Source organism: Mesorhizobium sp. M0478, from assembly GCF_040321305.1.
Lineage (GTDB): Bacteria > Pseudomonadota > Alphaproteobacteria > Rhizobiales > Rhizobiaceae > Mesorhizobium.
In genome coordinates this window covers 75,008-92,806 of record NZ_JAMYRH010000002.1, presented here as the reverse complement: position 1 = coordinate 92,806, position 17,799 = coordinate 75,008, and the positions used below count along the sequence as shown (strand labels likewise).

Here is a 17,799-nt window from a genome sequence, read left to right as displayed (position 1 = left end):
CATAACGAAGACCCTAAAGCGCGTCGCCTGAGTCCGTTCAATGGCGACGCGCTTTAGGCAAAGGCATGGTTGCAAGGCGCTGGCGTGTTACCGTCAGCGCCTTGCACGGACCCGATAGGAACAGCCCATGTCCCATTTGTCGCTTCCCGCGCCGTCGCGCAGGAGGTTGTCGCTGCACGATACGAAGGTGCGGGGCATCTTCTACCAGCTCTTGCTCGCCGGCTGCCTGCTGGCCTTGGCCCTGGGCATCGGCATGCAGACTGCATCGAATATGCGGGTCCGGGGGATTCCGCTCTCATTCGACTTTTGGAATGAGTCTGCCGGCTTCGACATCAATCAAACCCTGATACCGTACGATGCATTGTCCAGCTACGGTCAGGCGTTCTGGGTGGGAGTGGTCAACACCCTCTACGTCAGTGTCCTCGCAATCCTGTTTGCGACCTTGCTTGGCTTCGTCATCGGCGTTGCCCGCCTGTCGCCGAACTGGATCGTTTCGAAGGTGGCGACCGCCTATGTCGAGCTTGTGCGCAATGTTCCGTTATTGCTGCAGCTGCTGTTCTGGTACAACGCCGTCCTCAAGCCGTTGCCCTCGCCGAAGGCGTCCATCGCCATTCCCGGCGGCATCTACCTCAACAATCGCGGCCTCATCGTTCCGGAGATTCATTTGCATCCGGGAGCGGGTCTGGTGGGCCTGGCATTCGTTGCGGCCATTTCCTGCTGCGTTGCATTCTGGTTTCGCGCCAGGAGCGTCCAGAGACGGACGGGCAAGCAGCTGCCGGTGCTTCTGGTCAGTCTGGCGATCTTGACAGGATTTCCGTTGGTCCTTTTCCTGGCGGCTGGCGAGCCGGTCTCGTTCGTCGCTCCGCAGCTGCGGGGTTTCAATTTTCAAGGCGGGCATCAGCTCTATCCGGAGTTTGCCGCTCTCCTGATCGGTCTGTCGGTCTACACCGGTTCATACATCGCCGAGATCGTGCGAGGTGGAATCCAGGCAGTGCCAAAGGGCCAGACCGAGGCTGCGCATGCGTTGGGGCTGGCGCCGGGCAAGACGCTTCGTCTGGTCGTCGTTCCCCAGGCGCTGCGCATCATCATTCCCCCTTTGACAAGCCAGTATCTCAACCTCATCAAGAACTCGTCGCTTGCCGTGTTCATCGGCTATCCCGACCTCGTTCAGATCTTTGCCGGCACGGTGCTCAATCAGACCGGAGCCGCCGTCCAGGTCATGGCGATTACTCTGTCGGTCTATCTCGTCATCTCCCTTGCCACGTCGTTGGTCATGAACGCGTGCAACCAACATTTTGCAATTGTTGAAAGGTGACGGATGAGCGATCAGTCCATGCGTTCGCCAATTGTGATCAGCGCGCTCATACCAGCCATGGCGCCTCCCGCGGACGTTCGACCGGGTCCAGTGAGCTGGATGAAAAAGAACCTGTTTTCGACGCCGTCTTCAGGCGCGCTGACAATATGCTTTGTCCTCCTCGCCACGTGGCTGCTGCATCACTTCCTGAGCTTTGCGATCTTCAACGCGGTCTGGAGCGGCGGCCATGAAGCTTGCCGTGCGAACAGCCAGGGGGCTTGCTGGCCTTTCATCGCCGAGAAGTTCGACTACCTGCGATACGGCGCGTATCCGGTTTCCGAGCGGTGGCGGGTGGACCTTGCGCAGGCGATCGGCGCCATCCTCATCGGTTGGCTCCTGTGGACGAAGGCTCCGCGGCGCAAAGTGGCGGCGTTGCTGTTCTTCCTCGTCTACCCCGTGGCCGCGTTCGTTCTCGTGCGCGGCGTTGCCTGGCTTCATTTGCCTGTCATCGATACGACGCTCTGGGGCGGTCTCTTGATCACGTTGCTGATGTCGATCGTGGGTATCGTCTTCTCGCTTCCGATCGGGGTTATCCTGGCGCTTGGACGCAGGTCGGAACTCCCTTTCGTCAAGACGGTTTGCGTCACGTTCATCGAAGTCGTCCGCGGCGTGCCGTTTATCACAGTGTTGTTCATGGCGAACTTCATGATGCCGCTCTTCGTCCCGGATTATCTGACGCCTGATCGACTGTTGCGCCCGCTCATCGCGATAGCGTTGTTCTCGTCCGCCTATATGGCCGAGGTCGTGAGAGCCGGCCTTCAGGCGATCCCGAAGGGCCAACACGAAGCGGCCAAGGCGCTCGGGATCGGCTACTTCGACATGATGCGCCTGATCGTCCTCCCTCAGGCGTTGACGATCGTCATACCGAGCATCGTCTCGACCTTCATCGGTCTGTTCAAAGACACGACTCTGGTCGCCATCGTCGGCATCGCGGATTTCCTGAAGGCCGTCGAAACGGCGCGCGTCGATCCGAACTGGGCAGGCCCGACGATCTCATCAACCGGCTACCTCTTTGCGGGGTTGGTCTACTGGAGCTTTTGCTTCGGCATGTCGCGTTACTCGCAATCTATGGAGCGCCAATTGGCGCGTGGCCACAAATCCTAGGAGGCGATGATGATGCCACAAGCAATGCCCGCGGCAAGGTGACTATCAAATGGCTTGTGCAGACACGCCCGCATCGGCGCATGGGCAGCGACATATCGCGGGAATAGATTTCGACCAGATCCACGACCGTCGGCAGTTCGGATCCGTCAAATGGGCCAACCAGTGGGACGAGTTCTCTCCCCAGGTCGAGGGCCAGGACCTGCTGTCGCTGTGGACGGCGGATATGGACTTCCGCGCTCCGGAAACCGTCATCGCGCGACTGCGCGAGGCTGCGGAGCATGGCATTTACGGCTACACACGCCGCGATCCGCGCCACTATGAGATCGTGCAATCGTGGTTCGCGCACCGGCACAACTGGTCGCCGAAACTGGAGACCTTGCTTCCCGCGCCGGCGATCATGCCGTCCGTGGCTGCGATACTGCGAACCTTCACCAAGCCCGGTGACGGCGTCATTGTGCAGTCGCCCGTGTACTCGCCCTATTTCGAAGTTGTTCAGGGAAACGGGCGGGTTCTGCTTACGAACCGGCTGAGGCTGCAGAACAACAGATATGAACTTGATCTGGAGGATTTCGAGAAACTGGCGGCCGGCGGTGCCAAGGCATTCCTGCTGTGCAATCCTCACAACCCTGCCGGAATGGCCTGGACCCTCGAAGAATTGGCGGCGCTCAACGACATCTGCGAGCGCCATGGCATCCTGGTCATATCCGACGACATTCACTGCGACATAAGGTTGTCGGATCGCCCCCACATCGTCTTCTCCTCCATCTCGGAAGATGCTGCCGAGAAATCGTTCATCTGCACCGCTCCAACGAAGACTTTCAATCTTGCCGGGGTTCCTTCGGCAACCATTTCGGTAGCCAGCAAAAAGCGCCGCGAGGCGCTTCTTGCCGCAATGCAGGCGTCATTCATGGTGAATGCGAACTTTTTCGGCCGCCTGGCTTTGGAGGTTGCTTACAGCAGCGGCGCGCCATGGCTCGACCAACTCACGCACTACATCGCCGGCAACATCGATCTGGTTTGCGAGTTCGCCGGTGAACACCTTCCAGGCATCACGCCCATGCAGCCCGACGCATCGTTTCTGGTGTGGTTGGACGCGTGCGCGCTCGATGGCCGAGTGGGTGGAATTCAGAAGTTCTTTGTCGATCGGGCCGGGGTTAATCTCTATGACGGCCGCGTCTATGGGCCTGGCGGCGAAGGCTTCATTCGCCTGAATGTCGGCTGCCCGCGTGCTCTGTTGCGCCAAGGGCTGGAGCGCATGTCCAGCGCGCTGGCATCCCTGTGATCGAGCGCCAGGGTGCTTCGGATGCGAGCCTGGTACTTGATGCCGGCAGCCGGTAAGGAAACGTCCGAGGCCGACGAGCCGGGTGGCCCGCTAGTCCGGATTCCATAGCCGTGCCGGACACGACGCTCAAGCCAAGGTCGACATGTCCATCTCGATCGCCGCTACCATTTCACAGCGAACCCGAGCTTGGCGCCCAGGGCATGGCTGTCGCCAAAATCCTTGAGACTTGTCCGCACGGTGCCTTCCCCGAAGACTGCGTAGCGGCCGTCCGCCCAGCTCAACGAGCCACCAAGGCCGACACCGCCCCACAGCGCCTGATTTTCGCTGACCAGCTTCGTGCCAGACACATCGACATCATTTCCGTCGAGGAAGTCGTAGTAAAGGTTGCCGAGCCCATAGATGTGCGTACGGCTTACCTGCCCCGCTTCGTCCACCCACTGGTCTTCATAGTCCGCGGAGAGGCCGAGGCGGCCAACGAGGCTGTTGCTGCTGCCGGGCGACACGACGGCGCCAAACGGGTCGGTGAACGTGTCGAAGTCGACCGACGAATAGACAAGCTGGGCTTGGGGCGTCAGCGACCAGTTGCCGTTGAGGGCGATCTTCTGTCCGGTCTCGATGCTCAGCCCGTAGCCGAAACCGTTGTTGCCGTCCGCAAGCGTGGTGCCCAGCGTGGCCGACCGGATGTCACTGTCATACCATGTCGCCTCGGCCTGCGCGTCGACGTAGAAGCCACCGCTGCCGAACCAGGTGAGCGTGCTGCCGACGCCGTAGCCGGTGGCAGCGATCGACCCTGCCCCGAAGATCGAGGAGACGTCCGACGACGCGGTTCCGTAGTGGGCCGTAATCCCTCCGATCAGGGTACCGGCGTCGCTTTCGTGCAGCAGGCCATCGACGCCGGCCTGCAGCTTCCAGGTGGTCACATCATAGTTCGTGCCGGAGGTCGACGTCTCCGGCTTGATCTCGGCATGGGCAGCTTCGATGCGCGCCCATATCGCCTTGCCGTCGACCGAGCCCTGGCCTGGCAGGTCCGCACCTTGCGGCGTAGCACCCTCGCCCCACGACCGATTGCCAATGCGTTGCTGCATGGTGCCCAGTTCATTGAACGCCTGCAGCACCCCTTCATAGGCCTCGTACAGCGGCACGCCGGGCGAATAGAGCGGCTGCGGATCGGGATCGCCGTTGCCCAGGGCCGAGCGCAGATACCAATCGCCATCGGCCGGTGTGCTGACGCCGCCTTGGTAAAGCCTGTAGGCATAGGCGCCCGCGACGACCGCTGCATCGCCTTCGAAGGTATAATTGCCGTCGAGCGAGAAGCTGCCGTTCGAGACGCCGCCGACGTCGACGATCTTGATGCCTCCGACCGTTTGGGCGCCCGACCCGCCGAAATTGACGACCTGAAGGGTACCCGTCCCTGACGTGTTGCCGGCGATCACCAGCATGTCTGTCGGCGAACCGTCACCACCGAGCGCAGCGTTGAGAACGACGGCGCCGCTATTGCCGACATAGTCGCCGCTTACGGTAAGTGTGTCGCCTGGGACGCCACCCGCGATGCGCACCGTTCCGGCGTTGCTCAGCCCCGCAATCGTCTGGGACGTGCCGGCAAGATCGAGCGTGGCGCCCGAGGCGACGGAAAACTGCGAGGAGGAACTGAACGCGTTCGCAGCGCCCGCGGCAAGCGTGCCGCCGCTGACCGCAGTGGCGCCGGTAAAGCCTGAGTTGTCCAACGCAAGCAGCAGCGTGCCTTGGCCGTCCTTGATGAACGTACCGGCGCCCGAGAGCACGCCGGCATAGCTGGCGGAGGCGACTTGGTCGAATGTGAAGGAGGCGCCGGCGCCGATCGCGACATCGCCACCGAAGCGCTCGGCCGCCGAGACGAGGCCGCCTTGATTGACGGTCCAGTCCAGCAGCGACGTGCCTGACAGCGTCAGCACGCCGGCGCCATCCTTCATCATTGCGCCGGTGCCGGAGATATCGCCGGCGAAGCTGGCGTCCGCCGCCTGGTCGAACACGACAGTGCCGGAATTGCCGATGTCGCCACGAATCGAGGTTGCATCGCCGACCAGCGTGCCAGCGCTGACCAACGTGTTGCCGCCATAGCTGTTCGTTCCCGTAAGCGTCAGCGTGCCGGCGCCGGTCTTGGCAAGGCTGCCAGCGCCAGAGATCGCACCGGACAAGGTCAGGTCGGCCACAGTGTCGAAGGTGCCGCCGGCCGACGAAAGCGTGACGTCGCGCGCCGAGCTGAACGCCGCTGTGTTGCGCAGCGTCCCGCCGGAGAGCGTCAGGCCGCCAGCGGCAACGCCGAGATTGTTGTCGGCTGAAACAGATAGCACGCCGCCCAGGACGGTGGTGCCGCCCGTGTAGGTGTTGGCGCCGGACAGCACCAGCGTGCCCGCATCGGTCTTGGTCAGGCTGCTGGTCCCGGTTAGCACGGAGGCGATGGTGGCGGTGTAACCTGCTCCGGCCACCGTGCCGTCGCCGACCCGAATGATGCTCTCGCCGCCAGCGCCATCAAGCGTGATGGCGTCGCCTTCGATGCGGTAGCCATCGGCGGCGAATTGCATGCCCGTAATCGCAAGCGCGCCGGCGCTGCCGTCGGCGATGACGGTGCCGCCGAGCGTCTGGAAGATGGCGAAGCCGGGCTGCGGCTTCATCGCGCCAGTTACCAGGCCGGTGCTCGTCGTCCAGTTCAGGCTTGTCGCCGTCCACGTGCCGTTGCCGCCGTCGACCAGATCATTGTTGGCATTGCCGGCCGCGTCACCATCCCAGAAGAGCAAGTCGGTGCCGACGCTGCTGACGAGATTGACCTGGTTGGCGACGGAGGTCTGCACCGTCAGGTCGGCGGCCGTGACACCGGCCGGCAGATTGCCGAGCTCGAGACCATTGTCGGTGAGTGCGCCGCCATAATTGATTAGCCGGTAGACGCCAGGCCCGAAGCCGCCGACATCGGTGATGTTGAGGCTGCCGTCCAGCGTCAGCGCGCCGGTCACCTCGATCAGGTCGTTGACACCGCCGCCGACAATGCCCGCCTGGCCGAGCTCGTAGTCGAGCATAGAACCGGAGCTCAGGCTGAGCGATCCGACCGTAAGCGTGCCAGGGCTGGACCCCGGCGCCAGCACACCGCCATCGGCGACGATCACCGCGCCGCCGATCGAGCCGGAGCCGCCCAGCGTGCCGCCGCTGTTGACCGTCGTTTCGGTGCTGCCGAGCGAGCCCTCGACGATAAGCTTGCCGCTGTCGACGGTGGTGCGGCCGGAATAGGTACTGTCGCCCTTGAGCACCAGGGTGCCGGCGCCCTCCTTGTAGACGCCGCCCACGCCGGTCAGCTCGCCATTCGCGGTCAGCGTCGTACCCGCCGCCGCGCGGAAGTAGCCATAGGCGGAAGTGAGCTTGACATCGCGGCTCATGGCGAAGCTTGCTGTCGTGCCGAGTTCGCCGCCGTCGAGTGTCAGCAGGCCCGTAGCGGCACCCAGATTCTGGTCCGACGCGACCGAGATGCTTTTGCCGGTCCCGACCTTGGTGCCGCCGCTGTGGGTGTTGGCACCGGTCAGCGTCAGCGTGCCGAAGCCTTCGATGTCGACGCTGCCCGAGCCGGAGATATTTCCGCCGAAGGTGTGGGGGCCGAGGTCGAGAAACGAGACAGCGCCGTTGTCCAGGATGTCGCCACGGATCGCCACGGTGTTGCCGGCAAGCGTTCCTGCATTGACGATGTTGCCACCCGTATAGTTGTTGGACAAATTGCTGACGTTGAGCGTGCCGGCGCCGCTCTTGACCAGTGTGCCGGTGCCGGTCACCTGGCCTGACACGTCCAACTGCGTGCCTGCCACCGTGTCGAACCCGCCGGTCGAATTGATCAGGACATTGCGATTGGTGGCGAAGCTGGTGGTCGTGCGCAACGTGCCGCCGTCGAAGGTCAAGCCGCCCGAGAGGGCGCCCAGATTGTTGTCACTCGAAATTTGCAGGGTCCCGCCGGACAAGGTCCAAGGCGTGACGGCAGTTGTCGTCCCCGTTAGGGTCCAGGTGCTGTTTCCGGTTTTCTCGTAGAACCCAAACCCGTCATATTTGGCGCCAGCGCCGATCTGCGACACACCGAAACTGGCGCTGATATCGCCACCCAGCTTGAATGTATCCGCGGCGCTGAAAGCGACCACATTGCCTGTGATGGTGGAGCCGGCCTGAATCTCCAGCGAATTGACACCGCCGGTGAACTGGATGGCTTTGCCGGCTGCCGGCGTTCCGCCACCGGTGCCGACGGCACCGCCGCTGATCGTACCCGCATTGATGACCGCGATGTTGGCGCCCTTGATCCCTGCGGCGCCATCGCCGCCTGCCAAGGAGCCCTGACCGCCACTGCCGCCAACGATCGTCGCACCTAGCTTGTTGATGACGGTTCCACCTGAAAGCAGCAGAACAGCGGCGCCACCGTCCCCACCGCCGCCGAGAACTGTTCTTCCACCGGCACCCCCGAGCAGATTCCCGCTGTTCTGGATTGTCCCGCCGCCCATCAGGACGATGGCAGCTGCGCCGCCGCCAGCACCTGCTTGGACCCCAATTGTGGAAAGACTCGTGCCGCCGGTAACGCTGCCGCCCGCCTCTACAAACACGTTTGCGGACGAGAATATGCCGACGCCGCCGCCACCGCTGCCGCTGTTGCCATTGGTCCCACCTCGGCCGCCAGTGCCACCACTCACCGATCCTGTGCCAGTGACTGTAACGTCGGCCGTGGCACTGACGCCCACACCGCCACCGCCACCGCCGCCGCTCCTGACGACGCCATTCGTGCCAGGGGAGCCCAAAGCGCCGGCCCCGCCGCTGATGCTGGTTGCAATGGTCCCGTCTGTCGAGATGACCAGACCCGTAGCACCAGTGGCACCGGCAACGCCATTTGGGTTGTTGGCTGTCCCACTTACCGCTCCCGATCCTCCTGGCGCCCCGTCACCCGTCGTGAGGTCAATGCCGCCACCACCGCCACCAGCGGTCGCGCCATTGGCGGCATTCTGACCCGTGGCACTCGCGAGCGCGCCGTCAACGCCACCTCGTCCAGCGCCTGCGCTGCTGCCATTGCCGCCATCGGCCCGAGCTGGCGCGGCGCTCAGCGCAAGGGCAACAGTTAGGATCGTCAAGGCGGAAGTGCCGGAGCGAAGCGACACGACTTGCGGCAAGCGCGCGAGATGCAAAACCCAAAACCCATCACGCGCAATCCGCTCCGCCATGCCTAAGCTCCCTGATTCCTGAGTGCGCGAAGGCAGCATGAAAGCTATTCGCCCGCAAGAAGTTTATAGTCGTGAGAGCTACCAAGAAGCTAACGGTGATCAGTAAAATGAAGTCTGCGACTTTTGAGCGACAGAAAATAGTCAATATTAGATATAGCTTATTAAACAGAGACCTTACGGAATCGCGAGAACAATCTCGCTGCATGAATTTATGCGGAAACGTTCGGACCTCCTGGGCCCAGCCGATCCCATCGGGCGGAGGTGAGTTTCGCCTCTACGGGGGCGATGAGGCGCTAGGCTGCCCCTTGGGCGACCCTCACTATCCTGCAAGAAGTGATTCTGTAATCGACTCCCACTCTGCGTCTAGCTTGCCAGTTGCCACAGGCTGCCCGGCGCGGCGGTACCAGTAGGCTGCATTAGAAAGGTCGCCTTCTTTGCGGTGCAGATAGGCATGAACCCATACAGAGGCCGGATCAGATTCGTTGGCCTGCACACACTCATGCGCCCGCTCCCAATCGCCCTGTCTATCCCACCATAGAGCGTGGAGCGCCATCCCAAGATTCGCCGGGGGCTCTACACCCTGAAGGGTCGCACGGAACTCGTCGATGTCCATAGTTACCTCGCCTCTGGCTACGCCGGTCCTGTCCCGTTCCGTGCAACGAAATGCGCCCTCTGCCGGTGATTTGCTCTGTCGACTTTAGCAATGGCTCTGGCGATCTTTAGCGGAAACGGGGTTTTCGCTCGGCAAAGGCCGCATCAAGGGCTTCCAATTGACGAATGCTCGTTGCAGGGCTGCTTCCTGCTTCTAAGCTTCATGGACGGCAGAAGCTGCTACGGAAGCCAAAGGCGCTTCCAAGCTCCATGTTATGCCATGCGGACCGTGTTCGAGAATTCCCTGCCCACTAACCGCTGCGGGCGCGACCCGCTTCAGCACCACGGTTCCAAAGCCACCTTGTCCGACAGTCTGAACCTGCGGCCCATCGGTTTCGACCCAGGTGAGGTGAAAGAGCCTCGAAGCACCGGAACCGGTGATGCCCCATGTGACCGAGATCCGGCCCTTGTCCCCTGAGAGAACCCCGTATTTGGCCGAGTTGGTCGCCAGTTCGTGGAAGGCAATCCCGAGATACTGAACTGCGTTGGGACTGAGCACCAATGATGGGCCCGACATTTCGATCACATCCGCCCGCGGGAAAGGCTCGACCTGGGCCGACAAAAGGTCGCTGATCGTGGCACCCTTCCAATCCGCCGAAACAAGCAGGTCGTGAGATCGCGACAACGCCATGATGCGCTCGCGCACCTGGGTTTCAAAGTGTTTTGGCGTCTCCGATCGCTTGTTGGTCTCCCGGATCATCGACAGGATGACCGAATACTGGTTTTTCACCCGGTGGTTGACCTCGCGCATCAGCATGCGGATGCGGTATTCATTCTCCTTCGCCGACGTGATGTCTCGCGCTATCTTCGATGCGCCGGTGATCTGCCCAGTTGCGTTACGCACGGGCGATATCGTCAGCGAAACCGGAACCAGGCTGCCATCCTTGCGCAGGCGGGTCGTTTCGAATGGTTCGACGCGCTCGCCGCGGCGAATGCGTTGGAGGATGCGGGGTTCCTCGTCCTGATGGTTTTCGGGGATCAGCATGGTCACCGACCGGCCAATCGCTTCGTCGGCGGTGTAGCCGAAAAGCCGTTCGGCGCCCTGGTTCCAGCTTTTTATGATGGTGTTGAGATCCTTGCTGACGATCGCGTCAAATGAGGATTCCACGATCGCTGAGAGGTGCTGCCTGGTTTCTTCGGCACGTTGGCGGTCCGTCAGGTCCAGCAGCATGTTGACGGCGCCGATCAGTGCGCCGTGCTCGTCCCGCAGCGGTGTCGGGTAGGGCAGGAACGGAAAAAACGATCCGTCGGGACGTTGCGCAACAGCTTGCTGATTGCGGACCGGCCTGTTCTCCTTGAGCGCAATGGCCATCGGGCATTCATCGTGCGGCAATTCCTTGCCGTCGGCAGTGAACAGCTTGAACGTCACGCACCATTTATCCTTGCCGATTTCAGGCTCCCTGCCTGCCAGATCGGCCGCGGCGCGGTTGTAGTAGGTGATCGTCCCATCCTGATCGGTCGTGTAGATGGCGACGGGTAGGCCGTCGAGTATCTGGTGATAGGTACTGTCATGCTGCCTGAGCTCCGAGCGGGTGTGCACCAAGTCGGTTACATCGACCGTGAAGCACCGGGTGTTGATCAGCTTGCCGTCTCGGAAATGTCCGCTTGAGGTGACTTCGACATGCTTGATCGATCCATCGCTGGCCCTCAATCGCGCCGGATATCTTACGATCTTCTCGCCATTGGCAAGGCGACCCAAAATGTCCTCTATGACGTCCCGGTCGGGATAGAACTCGGCGATGTGGCAACCGAGGTAGTCCTCTGCGGGATAGCCGAGAAGGTTGAGCTCAGCCTGGTTGGCATGCACGATCACGCCGTCTGCGTTCACCAGATGCAGGGCAACGGCGCCGTTTTCGAAGAAATCCTTGTAATCGAAATCCAGACCGTCATTGCTGGACACCCCCGGGTTTTCGAAGGCGACAACATTCGCCTGTGTTGCTTCATGCATCCCAAACACCTTGTTCAGTCCAACCAAATATAATGCGGCTTGGATCACTTGGTTCCCATTGCTCGCGGTCTCGACCCGCTGCGTACGGGAACCGGACCCTAAAAGGGACGTAGCCTCGACTCGTCTTCCATCTACAAACGTGCGATCATCCGCGCATGGGCAAACCCTTGGTCCTTGTCGTCGACGACGAAGCCTTGATAGCACTGGATATGGAGTCCACTCTTTCGGAGGCGGGCTTTGCCGTGGCATTGGCGGCGACATGTTCCCAGGCGAAACGTTTTCTTGCGAACCATACCCCCGCCGCAGCGATCCTGGACGTCAGGTTGTCGGACGGCGAGGCTGTTGACGCGGCAAAAACCTTGGCAGGGCGGGCGGTTCCTTTCATCGTCTATTCCGGCTTGGGGCTCGAGGAAACCCCCGAAGCGTTCTCGTCTGGCGTAAGAGTGATGAAACCCGCCGGACCTGCAGAGGTGGTCCGGGCTCTCAAAGCGATGACCGCCGCGCAGCATAAGGCGACGGGATAGCCGTGCTCTGAGCACCTTCGGTCTAAACTAGCCAGGCGCTGCCGGAGCAGCTGCCGTGCCTCACGGAGCAGCGAATTGCGGCCGGTGCCGATCAGGCGAACAAGGTCGCGCGCTTGATCCTCGGTGATGCCGGTCTCCCTGGCAATTGACAACACCAGTGCTTCTTCCCTTCCACTTTCTTAGGGTCGTGCCTTGCCCGTGCTGGTCATGCCTTCTCCGTCGGCTCAACGCCAAGATCTGCGAGAGACATTCCTCGACGCACGGTCAACCTCTTTGTACCGCGTTTGAGCGGCGGAGATAGCGGCTCAATTTGCATTACCCGGATCCATCCTGGCACAGCCAAGAGGCCGGTCCGTTCGCACGATAATGCGCCCCGCGCAGGGACGGCGCCAGCATGGGCCAGATCGACCAGACAGATTGAGCAGTCCTATGTCTCTCCGAACTCGGTTTCATTTCTTGACGTCGGGTGCCGCTCGTAGTCAACGGGCGGCGGCAGGAGCATGATTTCGGTCTCCTTGCGGCCGAACTCTCTGCCGATCTGGAACGCTGCATAGATCGCGCCAAGGCGGATAAGGAATCTAAGCATGGGGGGTCTCCTTCGATGTTAGGAACCGCAAGGCCGCGAGATTGTTCCATGGCTTGCGAGTGGGGGACGATCTTGCCGTCTCACCAGGCATTCCAGCGCCGGCGCGGCAATCTGAGACATGGCGGTGCGGCTAGGCTGTTGCGGCCGTTGCTTGGGCCGGGATCCGTTTTCGAGGGGCCGGACGGCGTCGATCGCGGCGTTTCGAAACGACTTTGAGGGGAACGGCCGGCGCTGGAGAAAGTGCGCCAAGCACAGCGTTGACCATGCCGTGCGCTACGAAATCGGCGCTGATGTCGGCGGCCAAAGCTTGCCTTTCTTGCCCGACATCGCCCTGCTCCGCGTCTGACCAGAACACAATCCCAATTCTCAAGCCTGCCTTGGCGCGCTTCAGTCTCCGGACCAGAAAGCGGGCATGCTTGAGCGAATCCCGGTTCAGGAAACCGACCACGACGGTGTCGATCGCCTCTAGTTCGAGACGACGAATACCTGCCGGCTCCATATCGACAAAACTGGCCTTCGCCACCGTAGCACCTTGCACCTCCAGCACCTGAGCGAGCATGGCGGCAGCGGCATCGTCGAGTTCGCCGCGACCGCCGGCACAAAGCACCGACATGTCCTTGCCGTCGGGCAGTTCGATCTCTTCCTCTTCGATGCCATCTGTTTCCTTGCTCGCGCTCCCTTCCGCGGTGGTTGTCGGCGCGTCTTCCTCGCTTGCCTCTTCCTGTGCATCGTCGGCAAGATTTGCCACAAGAATTTGGGCGCTCGCCGCCACCTGCCTTCGCTGTTGATCGCCCATCACGCCACGCATGCGATCCTGCTCGCCCAACAGGAGAGCAGGAATGGCGACCGTGTCGTAGAAATCGATCAGGTACTTCTCCTCGAGGATCTCCTCGGCATGGTCAGTGGCCTCGTCGGGATCGCCGGCCAGGAGCCGTTGATAGAGCCGGGCATGAGCTTCAAGGACGGGCTCGTTGCCAAACAGGACGTCGAGAAATTCGAACTGCGGAACATGTCGCCCGAGGACGACGAGGCAAACTGTCAGCGGCGTCGAAAGGACCAGGCCGAGCGGCCCCCACAACCATGTCCAGAAAATTGCCGCAACGATGATTGCCAAAGGAGAAAGTCCCGTGCGCGAGCCATAGAGCCACGGTTCGATGACGTTGCCGGTTACCAATTCCATGACGACAAACAGTGCGGCGGTCCACAGCACCAGCGACCAGCCGGGCGCAACCGCCAAGGCCAGAAACAAGGGCAGCAGCATGCCGATAACAGGGCCGATATAGGGAACGAAGCGCAGCGCCAGTGCCAGCAACCCCCACAGCAGCGCGTTGGGAATGCCGAGCACCCAAAGGCCAATTGCGATTGGTATCGCGTAGACGATGTTCACCACCAATTGCATGATCAGATAGCGGCCAACCCGTTTGCCGGCATCCTGCAATGCCTGCGTTGTGCGATGGAGGTCGCCATAGCCGACGAGGCGGATAAACCGGTCGCGCAGATCCTCGCGCTCAAGCAACATGAAGATGACGACGATGATGATCAGGCCAGCTGATGCCAGCGGGCTGATCAACGGTCCGATGATGTTCTGCAATACCTCCAGAGGTCTCTCGCGGGCGACGATCTCGACGGGAACAGGCTCGCGCCGGGGCTTGTCGGCCGCAGGCGGCGCCACATCCTGCTTGTCGATCTCCTGACCGACGCGCTCGATCACCCCGCTCAGCCTGGCAATTATGCCGCCACCAACGCCCGTCTCCTTGAGGGAACGTACCTTGGTCAGAATGTTTGTCTGGTAGACGGAAATGTTCTGAGCAAGCTCGCTTACCTGGGTCGCAACAATGAAGCTGAACAGGCCCAGGGCCGCGAATGCGCCAATCACGCTCAGAAGCACTGCGGGCAGCCGAGGCAAGCCGACACGCTTCAGTGCGGAGACCATCGGCACCAGCGCAAAGGTCAAAAGCAGCGCGATGGCAATGGGAAGGAACACCTCACGACCGAAATACAGCGCAGCTACCGTCGTGACGATGGTTGCCACGGTAGGCAGAGCTGTGCGCGGATGGGCATTGCCTGCCGCAAGAATCCGTCCTAGCCCCCCCTCGGACGATGAGATGTCGTTTCGACGATTGGCAGCCACGTGATTCCCCCCGTTTCCTAGCGATAGTTAGACCCATTCGCCTGCCGGGCAATGTTTAGCAGGGCCGAATACATACGTTTTGCGGTTTTGCGCCCTGGGCGCTGTGCTCTGACGGTTCAGTCGATATCGTCGGAGCCGCAAATCTGTGGTAAAGCCGCCGCCCAACCAACCAAAGGACGACATCTGTGAGCGAACCGACTGTGGCCGAAGCGACCGAAAGTATCTATGCCTCGCTGCGGGCGGACAATGCCGACATCGACGCCCATATCGCGACGCTCAAGGCTGCGCTGACACGAGAGGGCGCAAAACAGGCGGTGTTCGATCCGGCCAAATTGGCCCAGAACAACCGCTCGGGCCGTAAGTTGATGCAGGCTTATTTTCGCCAGCGCGGCGTGAGCGTGAAGTTTTCGGACCAGTAGCGCGCGGCAGCTTGGGGGAACCGCGTCTCGACGGACGGTCCGTATCTCGCCCGCTCCGCCCTGCGGTGGACTTTCGTCAATCCTAGGCGAATGCCCGCATTGCCCCTGCCCAGGTCGGTGTCACCCCCTGCCCCTGCAGCTCTTGACGGAAACCGGTGCCTCCTGTTTGAGGGGGGACCAGGACGTTGCTGCATGGGGAGATGGGCAAGGGTGGGCAAACAGTGAAGCGCGTTCTTCGGATGCTTGCCGCGGTCGTCATGGCGTCCGGGGCGACCGGCTGCACGAGCATTTCCTACTACGCGCAGTCGTTGCAGGGTCACGCGCAGATCATGGCCGCCCGCAAAAATATTGGAAAACTCATCCGTGATCCTTCGACGCCCGAGGCATTGCGCGCCAAATTGACGTCGGCCAGCGCCATAAGACGGTTTGCGACAGATGAGCTGGCATTGCCCGAAAACAGCAGCTACCGCAGCTATGTCGACATCCATCGCGATGCCGTGACCTGGGCCGTTTTTGCCGCGCCGCAATTCTCGCTTGCGCCACGAACATGGTGCTTTCCGGTCTTCGGCTGCGTTCCATACAGGGGCTATTTCTCCCGGAAATCCGCGACTGAGAACGCAGTCGAACTTCAAAGACAGGGGCTGGACGTCTATGTCTCGGGCGTCACCGCCTATTCCACGCTTGGCTGGTCGAGTGACCCGCTACTGAGCACCATGCTGCGTCAGGACGACACCTATCTCGCCAGCCTTGTTTTTCATGAGCTGGCGCATCAGCGCCTCTATGTGGATGGCGATTCCGCATTCAACGAGGCGTTCGCCGTTGCCGTCGAAACCAGCGGCGTCAGGAAATGGCTCCGCGCCGCCGGCGACCGGGCCGGATTGCGCCGATACGAAGCCGACCGCAAGCGCAGCGCCGATTTTCTTGGACTGGTGGCGAAGACGCGCGACGAGCTAAGGCAGGTCTATGGTAGTCCCCGCACCCCGGAAAAGATGGCGACTGCCAAGGCAGCCGCGATCGAGAGGATGCGGGCGCGCTATCGGCGGATGCGCGACAGGCACTGGGCGGGATACCGGGGATACGACGCCTGGTTCGCTGCCCCGATCAACAACGCCAAGCTCGCCGCAACTTCTGTCTACGGTGAACAGGTTCCGGCCTTTCTTCGCTTGTTCGACCTGTGTTCCGGCGACTATCCGAGGTTTTACGCTTCTGTCCGGCGGATCGCGGATTTGCCCAAATCGTCCCGCGCCGAAGCGCTCAAGGCTGCCGACACGTGCAATTGACTTGAACAAGCACAGGCAGGTCCTGACGATCACCCCAGCGACAGTTCCTTCGTCTGGTGTCTCAAAACGAGGCCGACCGCGCCCAGCAAGGCATCGTTCTCGGTGTGCCTGCCAACGATGATGCGCGTGCGCAGCGCGGGAGCGACATCCCGGGACTTGATCAGCGTGTGGCGTTCATAGGACGCGATCAGCGGCGTCAACAGAATGTCCCCTGCCAAAGCCATGTGGCCGCCGATGATGATAAGCGGCGGATTGAGCACCGAGCCGATCAGGCCGAGACCCCGGCCGGCGATCTCGGCGGTATCCTCGATCATCCGCAACGCCCTGACGTCGCCCTGCTCGGCCATGGCGATGACATCGTCCATGGTGACTTGCCGCCCAACGACACGCGAAATCTGTTCCAGCGGCCGGGTAAAACTCGCGTAGAGCTCCAGGCATCCGCGATTGCCGCAGCGGCAAAGGTCGCCGCCGGGATCGATGCTGATGTGCCCGAATTCGCCGGCGCCGCCGGCGACGCCCGTCACCAGCCGGCCATGCTGGACAATGGCGCCGCCGACACCCAGATCGATCTTGAACAGCACGAAATCGTCCTGGCCGACGGCCGCACCCCACATCAGCTCGGCAATGGCCGCGCAGTTGCTCTCATTGTCGGCGAAGATCGGCTGTTCCAGGACGGGTCCGAACACATCTCGTATGTTGACGCCGGCCCATGTTGGAACCATGCTTGCGCGCAGCACCACTCCATCGCGGCTGACAGGGCCGGAGACGGAGACACCAACCCCCAGGAGCCCCGCTACCGGCAGACCGTTTTCCCTGTAGGATTGGGCAATCGCCGATTTGACCGCCTGGGCCGCCTGTTGCGGCTGGTAGTCCAGCGCCATTGGAATATTTTGTTCGGCAATGACGGAATGCGAGACATCGGCGACGATGAGCCGTATCTGCTGAAGAGCCAGGTGAATGCCGACGCAGGTGCCCGCTGTCGGATTGAGCGTCACCGCCGCGGCTGGCCTGCCGATGCCTCTGATGCCGTCGCGGCTGGTCGGGGCTTCGATCACCATTCCAGACTTTTTCAAGCCGTTAAGCGCGGTTGACACCGTCGAGCGCGCCAGACCGGTGGCGCGTGCGATCTGCAACGCCGAGAGTGCGCCGCGCTCGCTCAGGCAGCGCACGATCATGCTCTCCGGCGACGCGGAGGGTCTGTCGATCAGCCAGGTTCTAAGCGAAGGTTTTGTCATAGCTCAACATAAACATCGTTGACTGATAGCTCCAATATGTCATCTTGGAAAGAACTCGAGATTGACGCATCTCGC

13 protein-coding genes are annotated in these 17,799 nt (G+C 61.7%); 6 read left to right on the top strand and 7 right to left on the bottom strand.

The window, feature by feature from the left end:
• The first annotated feature begins 127 nt into the window (after positions 1 to 127).
• From NKI64_RS04825 to NKI64_RS04815, 3 genes are read left to right on the top strand one after another with little or no spacing between them, the layout of a single operon-like run.
• Positions 128 to 1,315 (top strand): amino acid ABC transporter permease, encoded by a 1,188-nt coding sequence (locus NKI64_RS04825; RefSeq protein ID WP_023686476.1) that lies wholly within the window; start codon positions 128 to 130, stop codon positions 1,313 to 1,315.
• Between the two features lie 18 nt (positions 1,316 to 1,333).
• The gene (locus NKI64_RS04820; protein ID WP_502901369.1) at positions 1,334 to 2,458 is read left to right on the top strand and encodes an amino acid ABC transporter permease; all 1,125 of its coding nucleotides are present in this window, start codon (positions 1,334 to 1,336) and stop codon (positions 2,456 to 2,458) included.
• A 49-nt stretch (positions 2,459 to 2,507) separates the two neighbouring features.
• Positions 2,508 to 3,740, top strand: coding sequence for a MalY/PatB family protein (locus NKI64_RS04815; RefSeq protein ID WP_352666757.1), 1,233 nt, complete (start codon positions 2,508 to 2,510; stop codon positions 3,738 to 3,740).
• Between the two features lie 161 nt (positions 3,741 to 3,901).
• Here the strand turns inward: NKI64_RS04815 and NKI64_RS04810 are convergent, their stop codons facing one another.
• From NKI64_RS04810 to NKI64_RS04795, 4 genes are all read right to left on the bottom strand, one after another.
• Positions 3,902 to 8,533 (bottom strand): autotransporter outer membrane beta-barrel domain-containing protein, encoded by a 4,632-nt coding sequence (locus NKI64_RS04810; RefSeq protein ID WP_352666754.1) that lies wholly within the window; start codon positions 8,531 to 8,533, stop codon positions 3,902 to 3,904.
• Between the two features lie 110 nt (positions 8,534 to 8,643).
• Positions 8,644 to 8,799, bottom strand: a complete 156-nt coding sequence (locus tag NKI64_RS04805) for a hypothetical protein (protein ID WP_352666751.1) — start codon at positions 8,797 to 8,799, stop codon at positions 8,644 to 8,646.
• Between the two features lie 470 nt (positions 8,800 to 9,269).
• Positions 9,270 to 9,563 (bottom strand): hypothetical protein, encoded by a 294-nt coding sequence (locus NKI64_RS04800; protein ID WP_023704064.1) that lies wholly within the window; start codon positions 9,561 to 9,563, stop codon positions 9,270 to 9,272.
• 192 nt (positions 9,564 to 9,755) lie between these two features.
• Positions 9,756 to 11,597, bottom strand: a complete 1,842-nt coding sequence (locus NKI64_RS04795) for a PAS domain S-box protein (protein WP_352666748.1) — start codon at positions 11,595 to 11,597, stop codon at positions 9,756 to 9,758.
• Positions 11,598 to 11,704: 107 nt separating this feature from the next.
• On the opposite strand from NKI64_RS04795, the gene NKI64_RS04790 reads away from it, so the two are divergent.
• Positions 11,705 to 12,073 carry a response regulator gene (locus NKI64_RS04790; RefSeq protein ID WP_352666745.1) on the top strand — a complete coding sequence of 123 codons (369 nt, stop codon included), beginning with the start codon at positions 11,705 to 11,707 and terminating at the stop codon, positions 12,071 to 12,073.
• A gap of 427 nt (positions 12,074 to 12,500) precedes the next feature.
• On the opposite strand, the gene NKI64_RS04785 is transcribed toward NKI64_RS04790, so the two are convergent.
• Complete coding sequence (locus NKI64_RS04785) at positions 12,501 to 12,659, bottom strand: hypothetical protein (protein ID WP_023704065.1); 159 nt, start codon at positions 12,657 to 12,659, stop codon at positions 12,501 to 12,503.
• A gap of 130 nt (positions 12,660 to 12,789) precedes the next feature.
• The gene (locus NKI64_RS04780; protein WP_352666742.1) at positions 12,790 to 14,790 is read right to left on the bottom strand and encodes an AI-2E family transporter; all 2,001 of its coding nucleotides are present in this window, start codon (positions 14,788 to 14,790) and stop codon (positions 12,790 to 12,792) included.
• A gap of 185 nt (positions 14,791 to 14,975) precedes the next feature.
• Between NKI64_RS04780 and NKI64_RS04775 the strand changes: the two genes are divergently transcribed.
• Both NKI64_RS04775 and NKI64_RS04770 read left to right on the top strand, forming a co-directional pair.
• Complete coding sequence (locus tag NKI64_RS04775) at positions 14,976 to 15,209, top strand: hypothetical protein (RefSeq protein ID WP_023686482.1); 234 nt, start codon at positions 14,976 to 14,978, stop codon at positions 15,207 to 15,209.
• Between the two features lie 239 nt (positions 15,210 to 15,448).
• Entirely contained in the window at positions 15,449 to 16,489 is a 1,041-nt protein-coding gene (locus NKI64_RS04770; RefSeq protein WP_352762566.1) for an aminopeptidase, read from the top strand.
• A gap of 29 nt (positions 16,490 to 16,518) precedes the next feature.
• Here NKI64_RS04770 and NKI64_RS04765 read toward each other — a convergent pair whose 3' ends face one another.
• Positions 16,519 to 17,658 carry an ROK family transcriptional regulator gene (locus tag NKI64_RS04765; protein ID WP_352666739.1) on the bottom strand — a complete coding sequence of 380 codons (1,140 nt, stop codon included), beginning with the start codon at positions 17,656 to 17,658 and terminating at the stop codon, positions 16,519 to 16,521.
• Between the last annotated feature and the right edge of the window lie 141 nt (positions 17,659 to 17,799).

What these genes read in the sequence shown, in the direction of transcription:
- NKI64_RS04825 (WP_023686476.1), top strand. Translation starts at nt 128, where the DNA reads ATGTCCCATTTGTCGCTTCCCGCGCCGTCGCGCAGGAGGTTGTCGCTG.
- NKI64_RS04820 (WP_502901369.1), top strand. Translation starts at nt 1,334, where the DNA reads ATGCGTTCGCCAATTGTGATCAGCGCGCTCATACCAGCCATGGCGCCT.
- NKI64_RS04815 (WP_352666757.1), top strand. Translation starts at nt 2,508, where the DNA reads ATGGCTTGTGCAGACACGCCCGCATCGGCGCATGGGCAGCGACATATC.
- NKI64_RS04805 (WP_352666751.1), bottom strand. Translation starts at nt 8,799, where the DNA reads ATGGCAGCAGCGCAGGCGCTGGACGAGGTGGCGTTGACGGCGCGCTCG.
- NKI64_RS04800 (WP_023704064.1), bottom strand. Translation starts at nt 9,563, where the DNA reads ATGGACATCGACGAGTTCCGTGCGACCCTTCAGGGTGTAGAGCCCCCG.
- NKI64_RS04790 (WP_352666745.1), top strand. Translation starts at nt 11,705, where the DNA reads ATGGGCAAACCCTTGGTCCTTGTCGTCGACGACGAAGCCTTGATAGCA.
- NKI64_RS04785 (WP_023704065.1), bottom strand. Translation starts at nt 12,659, where the DNA reads ATGCTTAGATTCCTTATCCGCCTTGGCGCGATCTATGCAGCGTTCCAG.
- NKI64_RS04770 (WP_352762566.1), top strand. Translation starts at nt 15,449, where the DNA reads ATGCTTGCCGCGGTCGTCATGGCGTCCGGGGCGACCGGCTGCACGAGC.